The organism is Gordonia ajococcus (assembly GCF_012974285.1).
Classification (GTDB): Bacteria; Actinomycetota; Actinomycetes; order Mycobacteriales; family Mycobacteriaceae; genus Gordonia; species Gordonia amicalis.
On sequence record NZ_CP052884.1, the window covers coordinates 582,310 to 598,057 of the forward strand.

A 15,748-nucleotide genomic window follows, 5' to 3' on the forward strand; every position below is an offset into this window, starting at 1 on the left:
CCGCAATCGGGTGTCGTGGGTCACACGCCGAAGGTCGTCGTCTGTGCGACGGACGGTCGATCGGATCCGACGAACGGTGAACGGTCAGACGTCGCGTCGGTCCGTCTGCCGATCGGCGGGAGGCGTGTCGACGGTCCGACCGGGTAGACGGTCCACGCCCATCCCGACGCGTTCGGGAACGTGCATGCGTGCGAACGTCCGGGCGAGGTCGCCGGGCAGCCGTCGTCGGGTGGCGAGGCTGACCAGCACCATCGTGCCGAAAGCGAGCGGCACGGTGACCGCGCCCGGATAACCGGCCAGCGCGGCCGCCCATCCGCCGAGGACGTCGTCGTCGATCACCCCGGCGATGGCGAGCGACGCCGCCGAACCCGACGACAACCCGCCGACGACCAGACCGGCGATCGCACCGGTTGCGGTGAGACCTCGCCACCAGATCCCCAGCACGAGCAACGGACACAGCGTCGACGCCGCGACCGCGAACACCAGCCCGACGGTCCGGGACAGTTCGAGGGATCCCGCCGCCAGCGAGAGGGCGATCGGGATCGCCCCGCCGATGACCGCTGCGATGCGGAAGTCGCGGACGCGTCCGCGGAGGACGTCAGTCGCCAGCGCGCCGGCCACGGACACCAACAGGCCCGACGACGTGGCGAGGAAGGCTGCGATGGCGCCGGCTGCCACCAGGGCCGCGAGGATCTGTCCGGCCAGACCGCCGACCGCCGCGCTCGGAAGGAGCAGGACCGCGGCGTCGGAGGTGCCGGTGATCAGCAGTTCGGGTACATAGAGGCGCGCGAACACCCCGAGCAGGACGGGGAACAGATAGAACAGCGACAGCAGGGCGATCGCCGCGAGCGCCGTTCGGCGGGCCGTGCGGCCGTCCGGGTTGGTGTAGAAGCGCACCAGCACGTGCGGCAGACCCATCACGCCGAGGAAGGTCGCGAGGATCAGAGACAGCACCTGGAACAGCGGATGGCGGTCGCCGAAACCACCGCCGGGGGTGACCCAATCGTCGCCGTGCACCGGGGCGCCCGCGACCACCGGGGTGGCCGCCCCGGCATCGAGTTCGATCACCGAGCCGGCGGAGATGACGTGACCGCCCGGGGCCGGGATCGGCGCGTCGACCACGGGAGCGCCGTCGAGTGTGCCGGTGACGCGCACGCCTTTGGTCTCGGCGACGGTGACCGACACGTCGGTCGTGACGTCGACGGTGGTGGCGGTCGTGACCCGGGGTGGCGCGGGCTCACCCACGCGTGCCGGATCATTGGCGAATACCCCGATGAGCACCAGGGCGGGGATCGCGATCGCGGTCAGCTTGAGCCAGTACTGGAATGCCTGCACGAAGGTGATCGATCGCATCCCGCCACCGACGACGTTCACGATCACGATGAGCCCGACGCCGACCGCGCCGGTCCACACCGGCGCGCCGAGCAGGATGTTGAGAGTGAGTCCCGCGCCCTGGAACTGGGGGATGAGGTACAGCACGCAGACGACGACCACGACCACCATCGCGGTCTTGCGCACGGTGGTGGAGGAGAGCCGGAACTCGGCGAAGTCGGGCACGGTGTAGGCGCCGGAACGACGCAACGGTGCAGCGACGAACAGCAAAAGTCCGAGGTATCCGGCGGTGAAACCCACGGGGTACCACAGCGCGTCGGCCCCGTACTTCGCGACGAGACCGGCCACACCGAGAAACGATGCCGCCGAGAGGTATTCACCCGATACGGCAGCGGCGTTCCAGCGTGGGCCGACGGTGCGTGAGGCCACCAGGAAATCCGAGGTGGTCCGGGAGAGCCGGCCGCCCCACGCCCCGACCGCGATCGTCGCGATCGCCGCGGCGAACAGTCCCACCGCGGTCAGCACGTCGACGCCGGTCACGGCCCGCCCGGATCGCCGGGGTCGTCGTCGACGAGGTTCATGAAGTCGCGTTCGGCGTGTTCGGCCAGTCGCACGTACAGGAGTCCGGTCAGGTACAGCACGGGATAGGCGAGGAGTCCGAGCACGATCCAGGTGATCCGGATACCGAAGATCGTCGTCTCGGCCAAGCTCGGGAACAGTACGGCGAGGAGGGGGATCGCCACCACGACGACGAGGAGGCTCCCGCCGAGGCGCAACGCCAGCCCGAGCTGAGCCCGCATCAGCCCGCGCACCAGCGCGTCGCCGACCTCGGTCTGCTCCTGGACCTCCACGCGGGTGCGGACCATCCGGGCGCCGCGCCGCGACGCGAGGACCACCCGTTCACGCTGCGGAGGGTTCTCAGACATCGCCGCGACCGGTGGGGGAGCGGTACTGGCGCAACGGGTCTCGGATGAGCCGGTCCTTCAGGTCGCGGACTTGACGACGGCTGACCGGCAGTTCCACCGCCTCCGATGCCCCGTTCGCGCGGATGCTGACGAGTGTGCCGCTGCCGCTGCTCCGCAGTCCGGTGACCATGGGCAAGGCCACCAGGTAGGAACGGTGGACACGTGCGAATCCCTTGTCCTGCCAGCGTGATTCGAGGGTCGACAGCGGGATTCGGACCAGGTGGGCGCCGGACTCGGCGTGGAGCCGGGCGTAATCGCCGACCGCCTCGACCCAGGAGATCGAATCACGCCGGACCAGCGAGGTCACCCCACTCATCTCGACCGGGATCACGTCGTCGGAGCCGGTGCGCGGCTCACCCTGGGTGGCGGGGGTGGGAGTCGTCTCGGCGGGCTGCGTACGGGCGTCGAGGCCGGCGCGGACGCGTGCGATCGCCTGGGCGAGTCGTTCCTCGCGGAGCGGTTTCAGCAGATAGTCGATGGCGCCGACCTCGAAGGCGTCGACCGCCTTGTCCTCGTGAGCGGTGACGAACACGATCACCGGGGGCTGGGCGTACTTGGCGAGGACGCCGGCGAGTTCGAGTCCCGACAGTCCCGACATGTTGATGTCGAGGAAGATCGCGTCGACCCGGCGGGAGTTGAGTTCGCGGAGCGCGCCGGTCGCATCCGTCGCGGTGTGGACCTCGGCGACATCATCCTGCCGGTCCAGGAGGTAACGGAGTTCGTCGAGAGCCGGGGATTCGTCGTCGACGGCGAGCACCACCAGCCCGGACATCCATCACCTCCCGACCGACTGCGCCTGACGTCCGACGACGGACACGAGGATCGTACCGCGTGGTCCGCATCACAGATCGGAACCGCCTGCAACGTCTGGCGGCGACTCGCTCGAGAACCGGCGAACGGTCTGCTAGGCGCGGATGCCGGCCCGGAACTTCGGTACCCGCATGCCCACCTTGGTGCCCGCGCCGACGGCCGTCTCGACCACCAGTCCGTAGTCGTTGCCGAAGGCGGCGCGGAGACGGTGATCGACGTTGGTGAGCCCGACATGGGCGCCCTCGCTGTGGTCCAACGCGTCGAGCGCACCGCTGCGCAGGAGTTCGGGGTCCATGCCGACGCCGTCGTCCTCGACGGTGATGACGCAGTCGGTGCCCTCGTCGGCCGCGGTGATCTTGATGGTGCCGCCGCCCTTCGACGCGAGTCCGTGACGGACCGCGTTCTCCACCAGCGGCTGGAGTGCGAGGAACGGTACGACGACGTTCAGGACCTCCGGCGCGACATGAAGTTTCACGTCGAGTGAGTTGCCGAACCGGGCCCGTTCGAGGGTGAGGTAGCGGTCGATGTTGCGCAGTTCGTCTGCCAGGACGGTGTATTCGCCGCTCGCGCGGAACGAGTAGCGGGTGAAGTCGGCGAAGTCGAGCACGAGTTCACGGGCGCGGTCGGGGTCGGTGCGGACGAACGAGGCGATCGTGTTGAGGGCGTTGTAGATGAAGTGCGGGCTGATCTGCGCGCGAAGAGCGAGCACCTCGGCCCGGTCGAGGCGGGCGCGGGACGCGTCGAGCTCGGCCAACTCGATCTGGCTCGACACGTAGCGGGCAACCTCGGCGACGGCACCGAGCATGCCCGGACCCGGACGACGGGTCGTGGCGACGACGAGGACACCCACGTTGACGTCGCTGGCGACGAGTGGCTGCGCGATGAGGGCTCGCACCGGTGACTCCGCGCCGCACGGGTCGGACACCAGGACACGACGCTGATCGCCGGTGGCCGACGCGGCGGCACGGGCGGCCTCGCGCAGCATGTCGGCATCCCAGATCGCATCGTCGTCCGGGTCGTGGGCGAGACGACGCGGCTCGTCGTCGAACAGGGCGACGGCCTCTGCCGAGGTCAGCGTGCGCAGGTGGGGGAGAGCTTCGCGCGCCGAGTCCTCGGAGAGCCCGGTGCGCAGCGATCGCGCCGCCAGCGACGCCGTGTGCAGCGCCATGTGCACCGCGCGTTCGGTGGGTGTGGTGACCTGGCGGCGCGTCCGGACCAGCACGACGAGGCCGAGAACCATGATCAGCAGCAGGATCGACCCGACGATCGCGACTTCGCTCGACATGGCGCCTCAGCTCCGGATGCCGGTCGCGGTGCCGCGCGAGGCCGCGGTGGTCGACACGGCGAGGTCGATGAGGCGGTAGCGGTCGGCGTGCCACTTCTCCGGCGGCAGGTGGCCGTGGATGTCGAGTTCGGTGACGCCGTGTGCCGTCGCCAGCAACAGTGCGGCGTGGTGCCGGGCCGCATCTCGCTCGGCGTCGGGGCCGATGACGCGGCCCACCAGGTTCATCAGGCCGTCCTGGGCTCGGGCGGCCGCCGGGATGGCGGGGGCGCCCGCCGGGGTCGCGAACATGAGGCGATACAGGTGCGGGCGTCCGACGCCGAGGTCGGACAGGGCGCGCAGAGCGGTGCGGAGTGCGTCCTCGGGGTCGAGTCCGGCGTCGGCGACGATGGCGTCGAGCCCGCCGGCGACGACCTCCCACGCCTGGCTCGCCAGCGCGGCGAGCAGTGCGTCCTTGTCGGCGAAGTGCCGGTAGGGGGCCGACCGTGAAACGCCCGCGCCGTTGCCGACCTCGCGCAGCGTGACCGCTTCTGGGCCTCCGGTGTCGAGGAGCGCTGCGGCGGCATCGAGGAGCGCCCGGCGCGTCTGGGCCGCGCTCTCGGCTCGGGTGGGCATGCCCACACCATAGTTGACATCGTCAACCGAAAGGGCTTGTCTTGGGTTGACAATGTCAACTGAAATGAGAGCCGCGATGGACTCGACGCAGATCGACTCGAACCCCTGGACGCTCGTGATGACCGGGGCGACCCGCGGTATCGGGCGCGTCGCCGCACGGCACGTCCTGGCGGAAGCGCCCGATTGCCATCTCGTCCTCCTCGCCCGCGGCGGCGGGCCGACCGGATTCGCCGACGACTTCGGTGACGTCGGCGGCCGACTGACCATCGTCGACGCCGACCTCGCCGACGTGCGCAGCACGCGTTCGGCCGCTGCGGCCATCGGACGGCTGCTCGACGATGCGACGCTGCCGCCGCTCCGCGGCCTCGCCGGCAATGCCGACATCCAGTTCGTCGACGACCAGCACACGACTGCGGACGGTCTCGAGGCGACGTTCGCGGTGAACGTGCTCGCCGACCATGTGCTGATCGGCGATCTGGCCGACCGCTTCACCCGCGGCTCACGGATCACGATCACCGTGAGCGACACGCATTTCGGGGATCTGCGGCACAACCTCGGGATGGTCCCCGCGCCGCGGTGGATGTCCCCGGCGCAACTGGCGCGGCCGGGCGCCTTCGGCGGCGCGCCCCCCGCGTCCGGGCGAACCGCGTACTCGACGAGCAAGCTCGCGGCCGTCCACCTCGTCCACGAGTGGTCGCGCCGATTGCCCGACGGCGTCGAGATCGTCTCCTACAACCCGGCTTACGTGCCGGGGACGGATCTGACACGGGACGCCGGGGTGGTGGAGCGCTTCGCGAACCGCCGGATGCTTCCGGTCTTCGCGCTCATGGGACTTCTCGATCGGGTGCCGGTCGCGGGACGGCGTCTCGGCGATGCAATCCTCGGCACGTCGTCCGCGGAATCGGGGGCCTACCTCGACCGTGGACGAGTCGCCGCATCATCGGCCGAGAGTTACGACCGGGCAAGGGAACTCGAACTGTGGGAGTTCCTCGAGGCGAAGCGCGTCACGCTCGGCAACGTTCAGTAGGTGGCCCACTCGCCCTGTGCGTACCGCAGGATGCGCGGGTCCATCAGAGTCGACGGCGGAAGGTCGAGTGGTTGCCGATCGAGGGGGAAGACAGTGGCTGCCGTCAACTGTTCCGCACTCAGGAAACGTAGTGGTCCAGGCGCGTTCACCGTCGGGCTGAGGGGTCCTCGGGTGCTCGCGAGGTGAAAACCCCAGTCGCCGAAGGCCGGGACGTCGACGTGGTACGGCGTCGCCGGAAGTCCGGCCTCGCGCATGGTGGAGGCGATGCACCAGAACGACTTCGGTGCGAAGTACGGCGAGCCCGCCTGCACCACGACGCGGCCGTTGTCGGCCAGGTGCGCTCGGACGAGGGCGTAGAACTCGGTGGAGTACAGCTTCGCGGTGGCGGAGTCGTCCGGATCGGGCATGTCGACGATGATCACGTCGAAGCGACGGTCGGTCTGGCGCAACCAGGTGAACGCGTCGGCGGTCACCACCTGTGCCCGTCGGTCGGTCATCGATCCCTGGTTGAGGGATGTCAGGCGCGGGTCTGTCCGGGCGAGGCGGATCATCTCCGGGTCGAGTTCGACGAGCGTCACGTCCCGCGCATCGGGGTATCGGAGTACCTCGCGCAGCGCGAGGCCGTCCCCGCCGCCGAGTACGAGCACCGACGAGTGCGCACCCGACATCGCCGGATGGACGAGCGTCTCGTGATAGCGGTGCTCGTCGATCGAGGAGAACTGCAGGTCGCCGTTGAGGTAGAGGCGGGTGTCGGGGCCTGCGCCGGTGGACTTCTCGGTGATCACGATGTCCTGGTAGGCGCTGCGGGCGGCCGCGACGATCGGGTCGCGGTAGAGCGCCTGCCGCGCCGTCACCTCGAACCGGGCCGACAACAGCAGGCCGGCCACGAGCGCCGCGACCACCGCCAGCGCTCCGGCGGACAGCAGGACGAGGTGGCTGCGGCTCAACGACTTCCGGAAGATGACGAAGACCAGGAAGCAACCGGCGGCAGCATTGACCAGTCCCACCACGAGCGCGCCCCGCAACTGGCCGAACAACGGCAACAACAGGAACGGGAAGCAGAGGCCGCCGATCAGCGCGCCGATGTAGTCGACGGCGAACATGTCCGCGACCGCGGCGCCCGGTTCTTGCCGTCGAATCCCTTGGAGCAGGACCATCAGCAACGGGATCTCCGCCCCGATGAGGACTCCCAGGATGAAGGCGACGACGATGAGGGCCGGGGTGTAGAGCTCCAGGTAGGCGAAAGCGGCGTAGAGCGCCATCACCGACAGGCCGCCCAGGAGCGCCAGCAACAGTTCGATGACCGCGAACGCGGTGACCGAATGGGGTTGCAGTGGCTTCGCGGCGAGTGAGCCGACACCCATCGCGAAGACCATCACCGCGAGGACGATCGACGCTTGTGTCGCGGTGTTGCCGATCAGGAAGGAACCCAGGGAGACCAGCGCCAGTTCGTACACCAGACCGCAGGCGGCGCAGACGAACACCACGGCCAGCAGCGCGGACCGGGCGAAGCGTGGTCGCGCGGAGAGCGGTTCGGTCGTGGTGTCCGTGAGTGTCACAGGAAGACGGTCGTCACAGGATGGAAGCGGCGATGATGATGGCCACCCCGATGTGCGCGATGCCCTGCACCCACACCGCCGGATGACTTTCCGGCTGCACGAGTATCTCGCCGAGCTTGCCGGGGGTGAGCGCGTCGATGACCAGGAAGGTCACCCCCATCACGACCAGGCCGATCGCCGAGTAGACCACCGTGTAGGTGAGGCCCTCGAGAAGGCGGCCCTCGCTGGCGACGATGGCAGCCGTGACGATGATCGCGACCGCGAAGAGGTTGGAGCCGACGAGGATTCCGGCGTTGCGATTGCGCTCGGCCCAGAGCTGTTGGCGCAGCTTCCCCGGCGTCAGCAGGTCGACGATCGCGAAGGACACGATCATCAGGATCACGCCGACACCGGCGTAGGCACCGGCGGCGTAGGCGTTCTCGGTCATGTCAGCGAGCATGGTCGTCTCCGTGGGTTCGGGCCGTGGTTTCGGTCTGCGGGGGATCGGTCGCGAAAACCGGGGTCGGGTGAGTCATTTGCCGCCACCTCCACTGCCGCCGCCGCGATTGCTGCTCCCGCTGCCGGAATAGCCCGGCATCGGAACCCAGAAGGCACCGACATAGTTGTGGTACCGGTTGTAGCCCGACCGGTAGTCGCGGCTCAGCATCACACGGGTCTGGTTGGCGGCGTACGGGAAGAGTGCGACCAGGTAGTCGGGGTACTGGAGGAACTGGGTGCCCGCGACATTGCCCGTTCCGGAGGCGCCGGCGCGCTGGTCGGTGGGGCGCTCGGCGTCGCGGATCTCCGCGGCCACCTCGGCGGGCGTGCCCTCGGCCACGTAGGCGTCCACATCCCCTTCGTCGAGGCCGGTGTTGCGCTCGTAGTTCTGCGCGATGTGATCGCGTGCCGAACCGCCCAGTCCGTCGCCGCGCAGGGCTCGGGCGCCGCACGCGCCGAGCAACGCGAAAATCGTGATCACCACGATGACGCCGATGATGATGTTGCGGATCCGGTTGAGACGGCGGCGCGGATCGGGCGCCGGTTCGTCCGGGGACGGGGGTGGGTGGTTGCCGGGTGGCGGGTAGGTCATGCGGTTGCCGCCCCGCGGTGGATCACGCTGGTCGTGATGACCACCTCACCGGCCTGCGGGTAGGTGTGCCAGGTGTGCCACGAGATCGAGTCCGCCGACAGGTCGGAGACGATGGCGGTCACCGCGTGGGGATCGCCGGGAAAGACACCCATCACGCTCGGATTCCCCGCCGCCATCTGTTCGGTGACGCGGACGCCGAGTTGCTCGACGAGCGCGGCCAATCGGTCGTCGTCGGCCCGTTCGATCCGGGAGCTGAAGAGGTAGCCGCTGTCCTGGAGGCTCTTCGGCAGGGCCGAGGTCACCTCGGGCAGACATGCGACGGTCTCGCAGATGCGTTGCGCGCCGTCGTCGACGACGACCTGATGGCTGGCACCGAGCAGGCGGACCGACACCGTGATGCCGTCGATCTCCCCGTCCTCCCGGGCCAGGGGCTCCTGGAGCGGGGCGTCGAGCGAGAAGCCGAGCTGAGCGGCACTCGTGTCGGCGTACGCGACGGGGAGTCGAGTGACGGACGCACTGAGTTCGCCGGGCTGTTCTGACATGTGTCTCGCAGTCCTTCGTCGCTCAGGTGGTCTGATCGGTGGGGTTGCTGGGGAAGATCCGGTAATCAGCCCGGGTGAGGAGTTCGCCGCGCGCGCATTCCCACCCGCTGCCGTAGTCCTCGAAGGACAAGCGGTCCTCGCCGGCCTGATAGTCGTGGTAGGCCATCCGGCCGGACGTCGCGACCCCGGTCGTGCCCGCCGAGGTGAACCGGGCGTTGCCGGCCTCCTCGGAGTGATAGCGACGGCCGTCGACCTCGACCGTGTCGGGCCCGGGTTCGGAGACGACGCCGGACAGTTCGTGCCACAGCACTACCTCCAGGTCGGGATCGTCCTCGACCGAGATCCACGCCTTGGTGCCGAGCCCGGTGTCGAGGAAGTTCTCGGTCCAGGTGTAGCCGTCCTGGGTCAGCCGCAGCGTGCCGCGGACCGCGTAGGTCTCTCCGCGCAGCTCGACGAGGTCACCGGGCTTGAGTTGTCGCGGGTCGCCGTAGACCGAGTCGTCGTCGGCCGAGGAGAACGGGTCCCCGGGCCGGTAGGTGCGGTTGCGCAGGGCATCGGCCTCGGCCTGCCGGGCCCGGCGGTTGCCCAGAAAGTTGAAGATGACGACCACCGCGATGATCGCGAGCAGTGCCACGACGATGATCAGCAGGAACTCCACTCCGCCGACCCTATCCGGATCCCGGGAGACCGTCAGCCCGCTTCGGCGAGCCGAATGACGCCGCTACCACTCCGCCCGCGCGTCGACGCCGCGCAGGAGCTCGATGACCGGGGCGAACTGCTCGAGCACCGGTTCGAGGACCGTGAGGTAACTGATCCCGGTGGTCTCGCGGAGTTCGACGAGCCGGTCGGCGATGTCGGCGGCGGTGCCGATGAGGATCGACGGCAGATCGAGAAACTGCGGACTCATCGACAGCTCCCACTTCTCGATGTTCTTCGCGGCGACGCCGGTCGCGTCGTCGGTGACCTCGACGATCTGCATCAGCAGGTTCCACTCGATGGTCCCGGCGCGGTCGCCGGCCGCGGCCCGGGCGAATGCGACGCGTTCGGCGAAGTCGTCCGCCGACAGCGGCTCGAGGTCGCCGTCGCGACCCGTGCGTGCCGCGGTGAACCCGACGATGTCGGCGTGCTCGGCGGCCATCCGGAGCACGCGGTCGCCGTTCCCCCCGAGGAGCAGCGGTACGCGCTCCTGCACCGGACGCGGGGTGTGGTCGGGGTCGGTCAGCAGCGACATCGTCCGCGCCACGGTGTCGCCCAGATGGTCGACCCGGCGACCCGCCGGCAGGAATTCGATTCCCGCCGACTCGAACTCCTCCTTGACGTAGCCGGTGCCCAATCCGAGCTCGACGCGACCGTGGGACAGCTGGTCGACGGTCGCGACGTCGCGGGCGAGCAGCGTGGGGTTGGTGAACGCGGCGTTGAGGACGAAAGGGCCCACTCGGAGGCGCTCGGTCGCGGCGGCAGCCGTCGCGAGTGCAGGCCAGGGGCTCGGGATGCCCAGGTGATCGGGGACCAGCAGGACATCGAAGCCGAGCTCCTCGACGTGCTGCGCTCGTCGCTGCCACGACGCGCCGCTGTCCACCGCGAGCATGTTGACCCCGAACCGGAACGCCCTGGACGCGAGAGACATGTCCACAACCTAACCGGGGCCGCGACGGCCGGCCGGGTGAATGCGGTGGCGTCGGGCCCGCCGCAACCTTGCACTCGGCAGGGGCGAGTGCTAAAACGGACGTTGGCACTCGCGAGCTGTGAGTGCCAGGTCGGGACGGTGAGATCGGTACCGAATGACACACCGGTCGTCCGTCGCGGGCACCGAGTCCGGCCATACGAACCTAGTGTCACCCCCTTCGGAGGATCACTTACCCATGGCCAAGCAAATCGCGTTCGACGAAGAGGCCCGTCGCGGCCTCGAGCGGGGCCTCAACAGCCTCGCCGACGCCGTCAAGGTGACGTTGGGACCCAAGGGTCGCAACGTCGTTCTGGAGAAGAAGTGGGGCGCCCCCACGATCACCAACGATGGTGTTTCCATCGCCAAGGAGATCGAGCTGGAGGATCCCTACGAGAAGATCGGCGCCGAGCTGGTCAAGGAAGTCGCCAAGAAGACCGACGACGTCGCGGGCGACGGCACCACCACCGCCACCGTGCTGGCCCAGGCTCTCGTCCGTGAGGGTCTGCGCAACGTCGCTGCCGGCGCCAACCCGCTGGGTCTGAAGCGCGGCATCGAGAAGGCCGTCGAGGCCGTCACCGAGTCGCTGCTGAAGAGCGCCAAGGAGGTCGAGACCAAGGAGCAGATCGCTGCCACCGCCGGTATCTCGGCCGGCGACCCCTCGATCGGCGAGCTCATCGCCGAGGCGATGGACAAGGTCGGCAAGGAAGGCGTCATCACGGTCGAGGAGTCCAACACCTTCGGCCTGCAGCTCGAGCTCACCGAGGGCATGCGCTTCGACAAGGGCTACATCTCGGGCTACTTCGTCACCGACGCCGACCGTCAGGAAGCCGTCCTCGACGACCCGTACATCCTGCTGGTCTCGGGCAAGGTCTCGACCATCAAGGACCTGCTGCCGCTGCTGGAGAAGGTCATCCAGGCCGGCAAGCCGCTGCTGATCATCGCCGAGGACGTCGAGGGCGAAGCCCTCTCGACCCTGGTCGTCAACAAGCTCAAGGGCACCTTCAAGTCCGTCGCCGTCAAGGCTCCGGGCTTCGGTGACCGCCGCAAGGCCATGCTGGCCGACATCGCCATCCTCACCGGTGGCGAGGTCATCAGCGAAGAGGTCGGTCTCTCGCTGGAGAGCGCCGGCGTCGAGCTGCTCGGTACCGCTCGCAAGGTCGTCGTCACCAAGGACGAGACCACCATCGTCGAGGGCGCGGGCGACCCCGACGCCATCGCCGGTCGCGTGGCCCAGATCCGTGGCGAGATCGAGAACAGCGACTCCGACTACGACCGTGAGAAGCTGCAGGAGCGTCTGGCCAAGCTGGCCGGCGGTGTTGCGGTCATCAAGGCCGGCGCGGCCACCGAGGTCGAGCTCAAGGAGCGCAAGCACCGCATCGAGGACGCCGTGCGCAACGCCAAGGCTGCCGTCGAAGAGGGCATCGTCGCCGGTGGTGGCGTGGCCCTGCTGCAGTCGGAGCCGGCCATCGACGCACTCTCGCTCGAGGGTGACGAGGCCACCGGCGCCAACATCGTCCGCGTCGCTCTCTCGGCTCCGGCCAAGCAGATCGCCGTCAACGCCGGCCTCGAGCCGGGCGTCGTCGCCGACAAGGTCCTGAACTCGCCCACCGGCACCGGCCTCAACGCCGCCACCGGTGAGTACGAGGACCTGCTGGCCGCCGGCATCAACGACCCGGTGAAGGTCACCCGCTCGGCGCTGCAGAACGCAGCCTCGATCGCGGCTCTGTTCCTCACCACCGAGGCCGTCGTCGCCGACAAGCCCGAGAAGAACGCTGCTCCGGCGATGCCGGGTGGCGACGAGATGGGCGGCATGGGCTTCTGAGCCTGAGCTCTCCACCTCGGAGCGACACGCTCTGACATCTCAACGGGACCGGCCCACTCCTTCGGGAGTGGGCCGGTTCTGTTGTCTCTCAACCGCTTTCTCCAAACCTGCCGGGAGCGCCCGGAATGCGGCGCGGTCGAAGGGAGTTGAAGACGGCATGGCCTCTCCCATCACAGTCGACATCTGGTCCGACATCGCGTGTCCCTGGTGCTTCATCGGGAAGCGGCGCTTCGAGGCGGGTCTAGCCGAGTTCGCGGGCCGCGACGACGTCGAGGTGACCTATCGCAGCTTCGAACTCGCCCCCGACACGCCCGTCGACTTCGAGGGCTCGGAGATCGACTTCCTCGTGCGGCACAAGGGGATGCCCGCCGCGCAGGTCGAGGGGATGCTCGAGCAGGTCCGCGGGATCGCGGCCGACGCCGGGCTCGACTACGACTTCGACCGCCTCCAGCACACCAAGACCCTGAAGGCCCACGAGGCGCTGCACTTCGCGCGAGCCCACGGGCGCCAGCTCGAGCTGGCGGAACGACTGTTCCAGGCGTACTTCGAGCAGGGCCGGCACGTCGGCCGTCCCGCCGAGATCGCGGACCTGGCCGCCGAGGTCGGGCTGGACCGCGACGCGGTGCTGGCCGCTCTGGAGTCCGGTGACCATGCCGACGCGGTCGCCGCGGACATCGAGCAGGCGCGGGCCTACGGGATCAGCGGCGTTCCGTTCTACGTCTTCAACGGCAAGTACGGGGTGTCCGGCGCTCAGCCCGCCGAGACCTTCACCCAGGTCCTGGAAAAGGTCCACGCGGACTGATCGTGTGTGGACCGCCGGGCTCCGCGGGTAAGGCTGCGTGATGCAGACGTTCCTGCCGTACCCGGACTTCCGGCGATCCGCCGAGGCCCTCGACCCCACGCGGCTCGGCAAGCAGCGCGTGGAGACACTACAGATCCTGCGTGCACTCGAGCTGTACGACTACGGCTGGGGCAACCATCCCGCGGTCACCATGTGGCGTGGGCACACTCCCGCCCTCGTCTCCTACGGCCTCGCCTTCGTCGACGTCTGGCTACGTGGGGGACGCGCGGACACCACGGCCGCGATGATCGCCGAGTTCGCTCCGGAGGCGGTGGGCGTGTCCCAGTCGGATCTCGCCGACGCCGGTCTCATGCCTCCGTGGCTGGGCGACGATCGTCTTCATCGCAGCCACCGTTCGGCGTTTTCTGCGCAAGGACCCGGACTTCTACGTCGCCGAATTCGGCGACGTCCCCGATAACCTCCCGTACTTCTGGCCGGGACCTCCCGCGACGGTTCCCGACCTGGACGACCGGGGCCGAACGGTATGGATCATCCGGGCTTCGTCGACGGAGCAGTACGACGAATTCCGCCGCCGCGACATCGTCGGTCTCGGCGCGGAGTCCGGCATCGACTCCGATGCCGCGATGGCGACCTCAGATGGTCTGCGCGCCCTGCTCAAGGAGTGCAGCCCGGGACGACGGCCGGGCAAGGACCTCCGCGTCCTCGCGTCTTTCGTCGACGACCTGACCCCCGGTGACGAGGTGGCGGTCGTCGATCCCGACGACCCCGAGATCCTTCGGCTCGGGGAGATCGAGGGTGACTACGAATTCACGAGGCGGGGAAAGACTCTCGCACCGCATCGGCGGCGCGTCCGGTGGACCGGCACATTGGCACGTGCGTCCGTGTTGCCTCCCGCACTCCTGCAGAACCCGCGGACGATGTTCCCGGTGCCGGTCGAGACCGAATAGACAGGCCGGACCGGGAAGCGTGGTCCGTTTGGGTGAATTCGGCGGCTTGTCATAGCGAACCGGCGATTGCAGAACGCTATTACGTGGTGGTCGACCCTCCAATTCGTGTCCCGTCCCCGACATAAAGCGGACGCATCCGACGATGTTGAGTATCGTCCGACGTATCCGGATCGATTCCTATTCGTTCGTATTCCGTTGTCGAGACCGAGGCGCGGTTGAAGTCAGTTGAAGGGACACTGATGTCTGCTGTTGGCGGTGACCGCCACCGACGCCTGACCGTTGCGCTGGTCTCTGTCTTGACAACCGTTGCCGCCCTTGCCATCCCGTCGACGGCTTCGGCTGATGACGGGGTGCATGCGGCCCGTGTCGAGCGGCTGGCCGACGCCGTCGCGCAAGGTCGTGTCCTCGACCTCGCCGTACATTCGGCATCGATGAGACGTGACGTCCCGGTCCGCGTGCTGGTCCCTGCGGACAGGTCGAAACCGCGACCCACGCTCTATTTGCTGAATGGCGCCGGTGGCGGCGAGGGAAACGGGCATTGGTTCGAGCAGACCGATATCGTCGACTTCGTCGATGACAAGAATGTCAACGTCGTCGTCCCCATGCGCGGTGCGTACAGCTATTACACCGATTGGGTGAATGTGGACCCGGTCCTCGGCCGCAACAAATGGACGACTTTCCTGACCAAGGAACTCCCGCCGGTCATCGACGGCGAACTCAACACCACCGGGGTCAACGCCATCGCGGGTATCTCGATGGCGGGAACCTCGGCGCTGAGCCTTGCCGAAGCCGCTCCCGATCTCTACACCGCGGTCGCGTCGTACAGCGGCTGCGCGGAAACGAGCACCGACGTCGGCCGGCTGGCGATCCAGGCGGTGGTCGAACTCCGCGGTGGCGGTGACGTGACCAACATCTGGGGGCCGATCGGGTCGCCGGCGTGGCGAGAGCACGATCCGGTGGTCAATGCCGGCAAGCTCCGCGGGAAGTCGATCTACATCAGCTCGGGTACCGGCCTGCCCGGCCCGCACGACCGGCTCACCGGTGCGGGGATCGGCGGCGACACCGTCATCTACGCCGATCAGATCGCGGTGGGCGGTGTCATCGAGGCGGCGACGCATCACTGCACGCGCAACCTCGAGCGCCGGCTCGATCAACTCGGCATCCCGGCAACGATCGACTACGAACCCGGGACGCACTCCTGGCCGTACTGGCAGGACCAACTGGCCAAGTCGTGGCCGACGCTCGACCGCGCGCTGAGTCGTTGACCGCGGCGTGATCGGCCGCCGGTCGCCCGCTTTCCGCGCCGATCT

The 15,748-nt window shown here is 68.6% G+C and carries 17 protein-coding genes; 6 read left to right on the forward strand and 11 right to left on the reverse strand.

What is annotated here, in order from left to right:
* Positions 1 to 84 precede the first annotated feature (84 nt).
* From GAA2_RS02620 to GAA2_RS02640, 5 genes are all read right to left on the reverse strand, one after another.
* Positions 85 to 1,872, reverse strand: coding sequence for a cation acetate symporter (locus tag GAA2_RS02620; protein ID WP_006436855.1), 1,788 nt, complete (start codon positions 1,870 to 1,872; stop codon positions 85 to 87).
* Entirely contained in the window at positions 1,869 to 2,258 is a 390-nt protein-coding gene (locus GAA2_RS02625; RefSeq protein WP_006436854.1) for a hypothetical protein, read from the reverse strand. Before GAA2_RS02625 ends, GAA2_RS02620 begins: the two co-directional genes overlap by 4 nt.
* A complete protein-coding gene (locus GAA2_RS02630; protein ID WP_191834702.1) occupies positions 2,251 to 3,069 on the reverse strand; it encodes a LytR/AlgR family response regulator transcription factor in 819 nt (272 codons plus the stop codon). The genes GAA2_RS02625 and GAA2_RS02630 overlap by 8 nt, the downstream gene beginning before the upstream one ends.
* Positions 3,070 to 3,201: 132 nt before the next feature.
* Complete coding sequence (locus GAA2_RS02635; RefSeq protein WP_006436852.1) at positions 3,202 to 4,392, reverse strand: sensor histidine kinase; 1,191 nt, start codon at positions 4,390 to 4,392, stop codon at positions 3,202 to 3,204.
* A gap of 6 nt (positions 4,393 to 4,398) precedes the next feature.
* On the reverse strand, positions 4,399 to 5,004 hold the full coding sequence (locus GAA2_RS02640) for a TetR/AcrR family transcriptional regulator (protein ID WP_191834703.1): 606 nt from the start codon (positions 5,002 to 5,004) through the stop codon (positions 4,399 to 4,401).
* A 76-nt stretch (positions 5,005 to 5,080) separates the two neighbouring features.
* On the opposite strand from GAA2_RS02640, the gene GAA2_RS02645 reads away from it, so the two are divergent.
* Positions 5,081 to 6,031: an SDR family NAD(P)-dependent oxidoreductase gene (locus GAA2_RS02645; RefSeq protein ID WP_191834704.1), complete on the forward strand. Its 951-nt coding sequence runs from the start codon at positions 5,081 to 5,083 to the stop codon at positions 6,029 to 6,031.
* Here GAA2_RS02645 and GAA2_RS02650 read toward each other — a convergent pair.
* From GAA2_RS02650 to GAA2_RS02675, 6 genes are all read right to left on the reverse strand, one after another.
* Positions 6,025 to 7,590, reverse strand: coding sequence for a polyamine aminopropyltransferase (locus GAA2_RS02650; protein WP_191834705.1), 1,566 nt, complete (start codon positions 7,588 to 7,590; stop codon positions 6,025 to 6,027). The two genes, GAA2_RS02645 and GAA2_RS02650, sit on opposite strands and share 7 nt — an antisense overlap.
* Before the next feature lie 13 nt (positions 7,591 to 7,603).
* On the reverse strand, positions 7,604 to 8,029 hold the full coding sequence (locus GAA2_RS02655; protein WP_182154848.1) for a DUF350 domain-containing protein: 426 nt from the start codon (positions 8,027 to 8,029) through the stop codon (positions 7,604 to 7,606).
* 72 nt (positions 8,030 to 8,101) lie between these two features.
* Complete coding sequence (locus GAA2_RS02660) at positions 8,102 to 8,659, reverse strand: DUF4247 domain-containing protein (protein WP_006436847.1); 558 nt, start codon at positions 8,657 to 8,659, stop codon at positions 8,102 to 8,104.
* Positions 8,656 to 9,201, reverse strand: a complete 546-nt coding sequence (locus tag GAA2_RS02665) for a DUF2617 family protein (RefSeq protein ID WP_006436846.1) — start codon at positions 9,199 to 9,201, stop codon at positions 8,656 to 8,658. The genes GAA2_RS02660 and GAA2_RS02665 overlap by 4 nt, the downstream gene beginning before the upstream one ends.
* 22 nt (positions 9,202 to 9,223) lie before the next feature.
* Positions 9,224 to 9,859, reverse strand: a complete 636-nt coding sequence (locus GAA2_RS02670; RefSeq protein ID WP_006436845.1) for a DUF4178 domain-containing protein — start codon at positions 9,857 to 9,859, stop codon at positions 9,224 to 9,226.
* Between the two features lie 63 nt (positions 9,860 to 9,922).
* Positions 9,923 to 10,828, reverse strand: a complete 906-nt coding sequence (locus tag GAA2_RS02675; protein WP_182154846.1) for a TIGR03621 family F420-dependent LLM class oxidoreductase — start codon at positions 10,826 to 10,828, stop codon at positions 9,923 to 9,925.
* Positions 10,829 to 11,063: 235 nt separating this feature from the next.
* Here GAA2_RS02675 and groL point away from each other — a divergent pair, with 235 nt between their 5' ends.
* The 5 genes from groL to GAA2_RS02695 all read left to right on the forward strand — a co-directional run bounded on the left by groL (position 11,064) and on the right by GAA2_RS02695 (position 15,703).
* Complete coding sequence (gene groL / locus GAA2_RS02680) at positions 11,064 to 12,689, forward strand: chaperonin GroEL (RefSeq protein ID WP_006436843.1); 1,626 nt, start codon at positions 11,064 to 11,066, stop codon at positions 12,687 to 12,689.
* Positions 12,690 to 12,846: 157 nt separating this feature from the next.
* On the forward strand, positions 12,847 to 13,491 hold the full coding sequence (locus GAA2_RS02685) for a DsbA family protein (protein WP_182154844.1): 645 nt from the start codon (positions 12,847 to 12,849) through the stop codon (positions 13,489 to 13,491).
* 40 nt (positions 13,492 to 13,531) lie between these two features.
* Positions 13,532 to 13,948, forward strand: a complete 417-nt coding sequence (locus GAA2_RS23030; RefSeq protein ID WP_309148638.1) for an MSMEG_6728 family protein — start codon at positions 13,532 to 13,534, stop codon at positions 13,946 to 13,948.
* Between the two features lie 166 nt (positions 13,949 to 14,114).
* Positions 14,115 to 14,438, forward strand: a complete 324-nt coding sequence (locus GAA2_RS23035) for a hypothetical protein (protein WP_232513163.1) — start codon at positions 14,115 to 14,117, stop codon at positions 14,436 to 14,438.
* 239 nt (positions 14,439 to 14,677) lie between these two features.
* Positions 14,678 to 15,703, forward strand: a complete 1,026-nt coding sequence (locus GAA2_RS02695; RefSeq protein ID WP_096272982.1) for an alpha/beta hydrolase — start codon at positions 14,678 to 14,680, stop codon at positions 15,701 to 15,703.
* Positions 15,704 to 15,748 lie beyond the last annotated feature (45 nt).

Coding starts and splice junctions, on each gene's coding strand:
- GAA2_RS02635 (WP_006436852.1), bottom strand. CDS start 4,392: ATGTCGAGCGAAGTCGCGATCGTCGGGTCGATCCTGCTGCTGATCATG.
- GAA2_RS02640 (WP_191834703.1), bottom strand. CDS start 5,004: ATGCCCACCCGAGCCGAGAGCGCGGCCCAGACGCGCCGGGCGCTCCTC.
- GAA2_RS23035 (WP_232513163.1), top strand. CDS start 14,115: ATGGCGACCTCAGATGGTCTGCGCGCCCTGCTCAAGGAGTGCAGCCCG.
- GAA2_RS23030 (WP_309148638.1), top strand. CDS start 13,532: ATGCAGACGTTCCTGCCGTACCCGGACTTCCGGCGATCCGCCGAGGCC.
- GAA2_RS02655 (WP_182154848.1), bottom strand. CDS start 8,029: ATGCTCGCTGACATGACCGAGAACGCCTACGCCGCCGGTGCCTACGCC.
- GAA2_RS02685 (WP_182154844.1), top strand. CDS start 12,847: ATGGCCTCTCCCATCACAGTCGACATCTGGTCCGACATCGCGTGTCCC.
- GAA2_RS02665 (WP_006436846.1), bottom strand. CDS start 9,201: ATGTCAGAACAGCCCGGCGAACTCAGTGCGTCCGTCACTCGACTCCCC.
- groL (WP_006436843.1), top strand. CDS start 11,064: ATGGCCAAGCAAATCGCGTTCGACGAAGAGGCCCGTCGCGGCCTCGAG.
- GAA2_RS02660 (WP_006436847.1), bottom strand. CDS start 8,659: ATGACCTACCCGCCACCCGGCAACCACCCACCCCCGTCCCCGGACGAA.
- GAA2_RS02625 (WP_006436854.1), bottom strand. CDS start 2,258: ATGTCTGAGAACCCTCCGCAGCGTGAACGGGTGGTCCTCGCGTCGCGG.
- GAA2_RS02695 (WP_096272982.1), top strand. CDS start 14,678: ATGTCTGCTGTTGGCGGTGACCGCCACCGACGCCTGACCGTTGCGCTG.
- GAA2_RS02630 (WP_191834702.1), bottom strand. CDS start 3,069: ATGTCCGGGCTGGTGGTGCTCGCCGTCGACGACGAATCCCCGGCTCTC.
- GAA2_RS02645 (WP_191834704.1), top strand. CDS start 5,081: ATGGACTCGACGCAGATCGACTCGAACCCCTGGACGCTCGTGATGACC.
- GAA2_RS02675 (WP_182154846.1), bottom strand. CDS start 10,828: ATGTCTCTCGCGTCCAGGGCGTTCCGGTTCGGGGTCAACATGCTCGCG.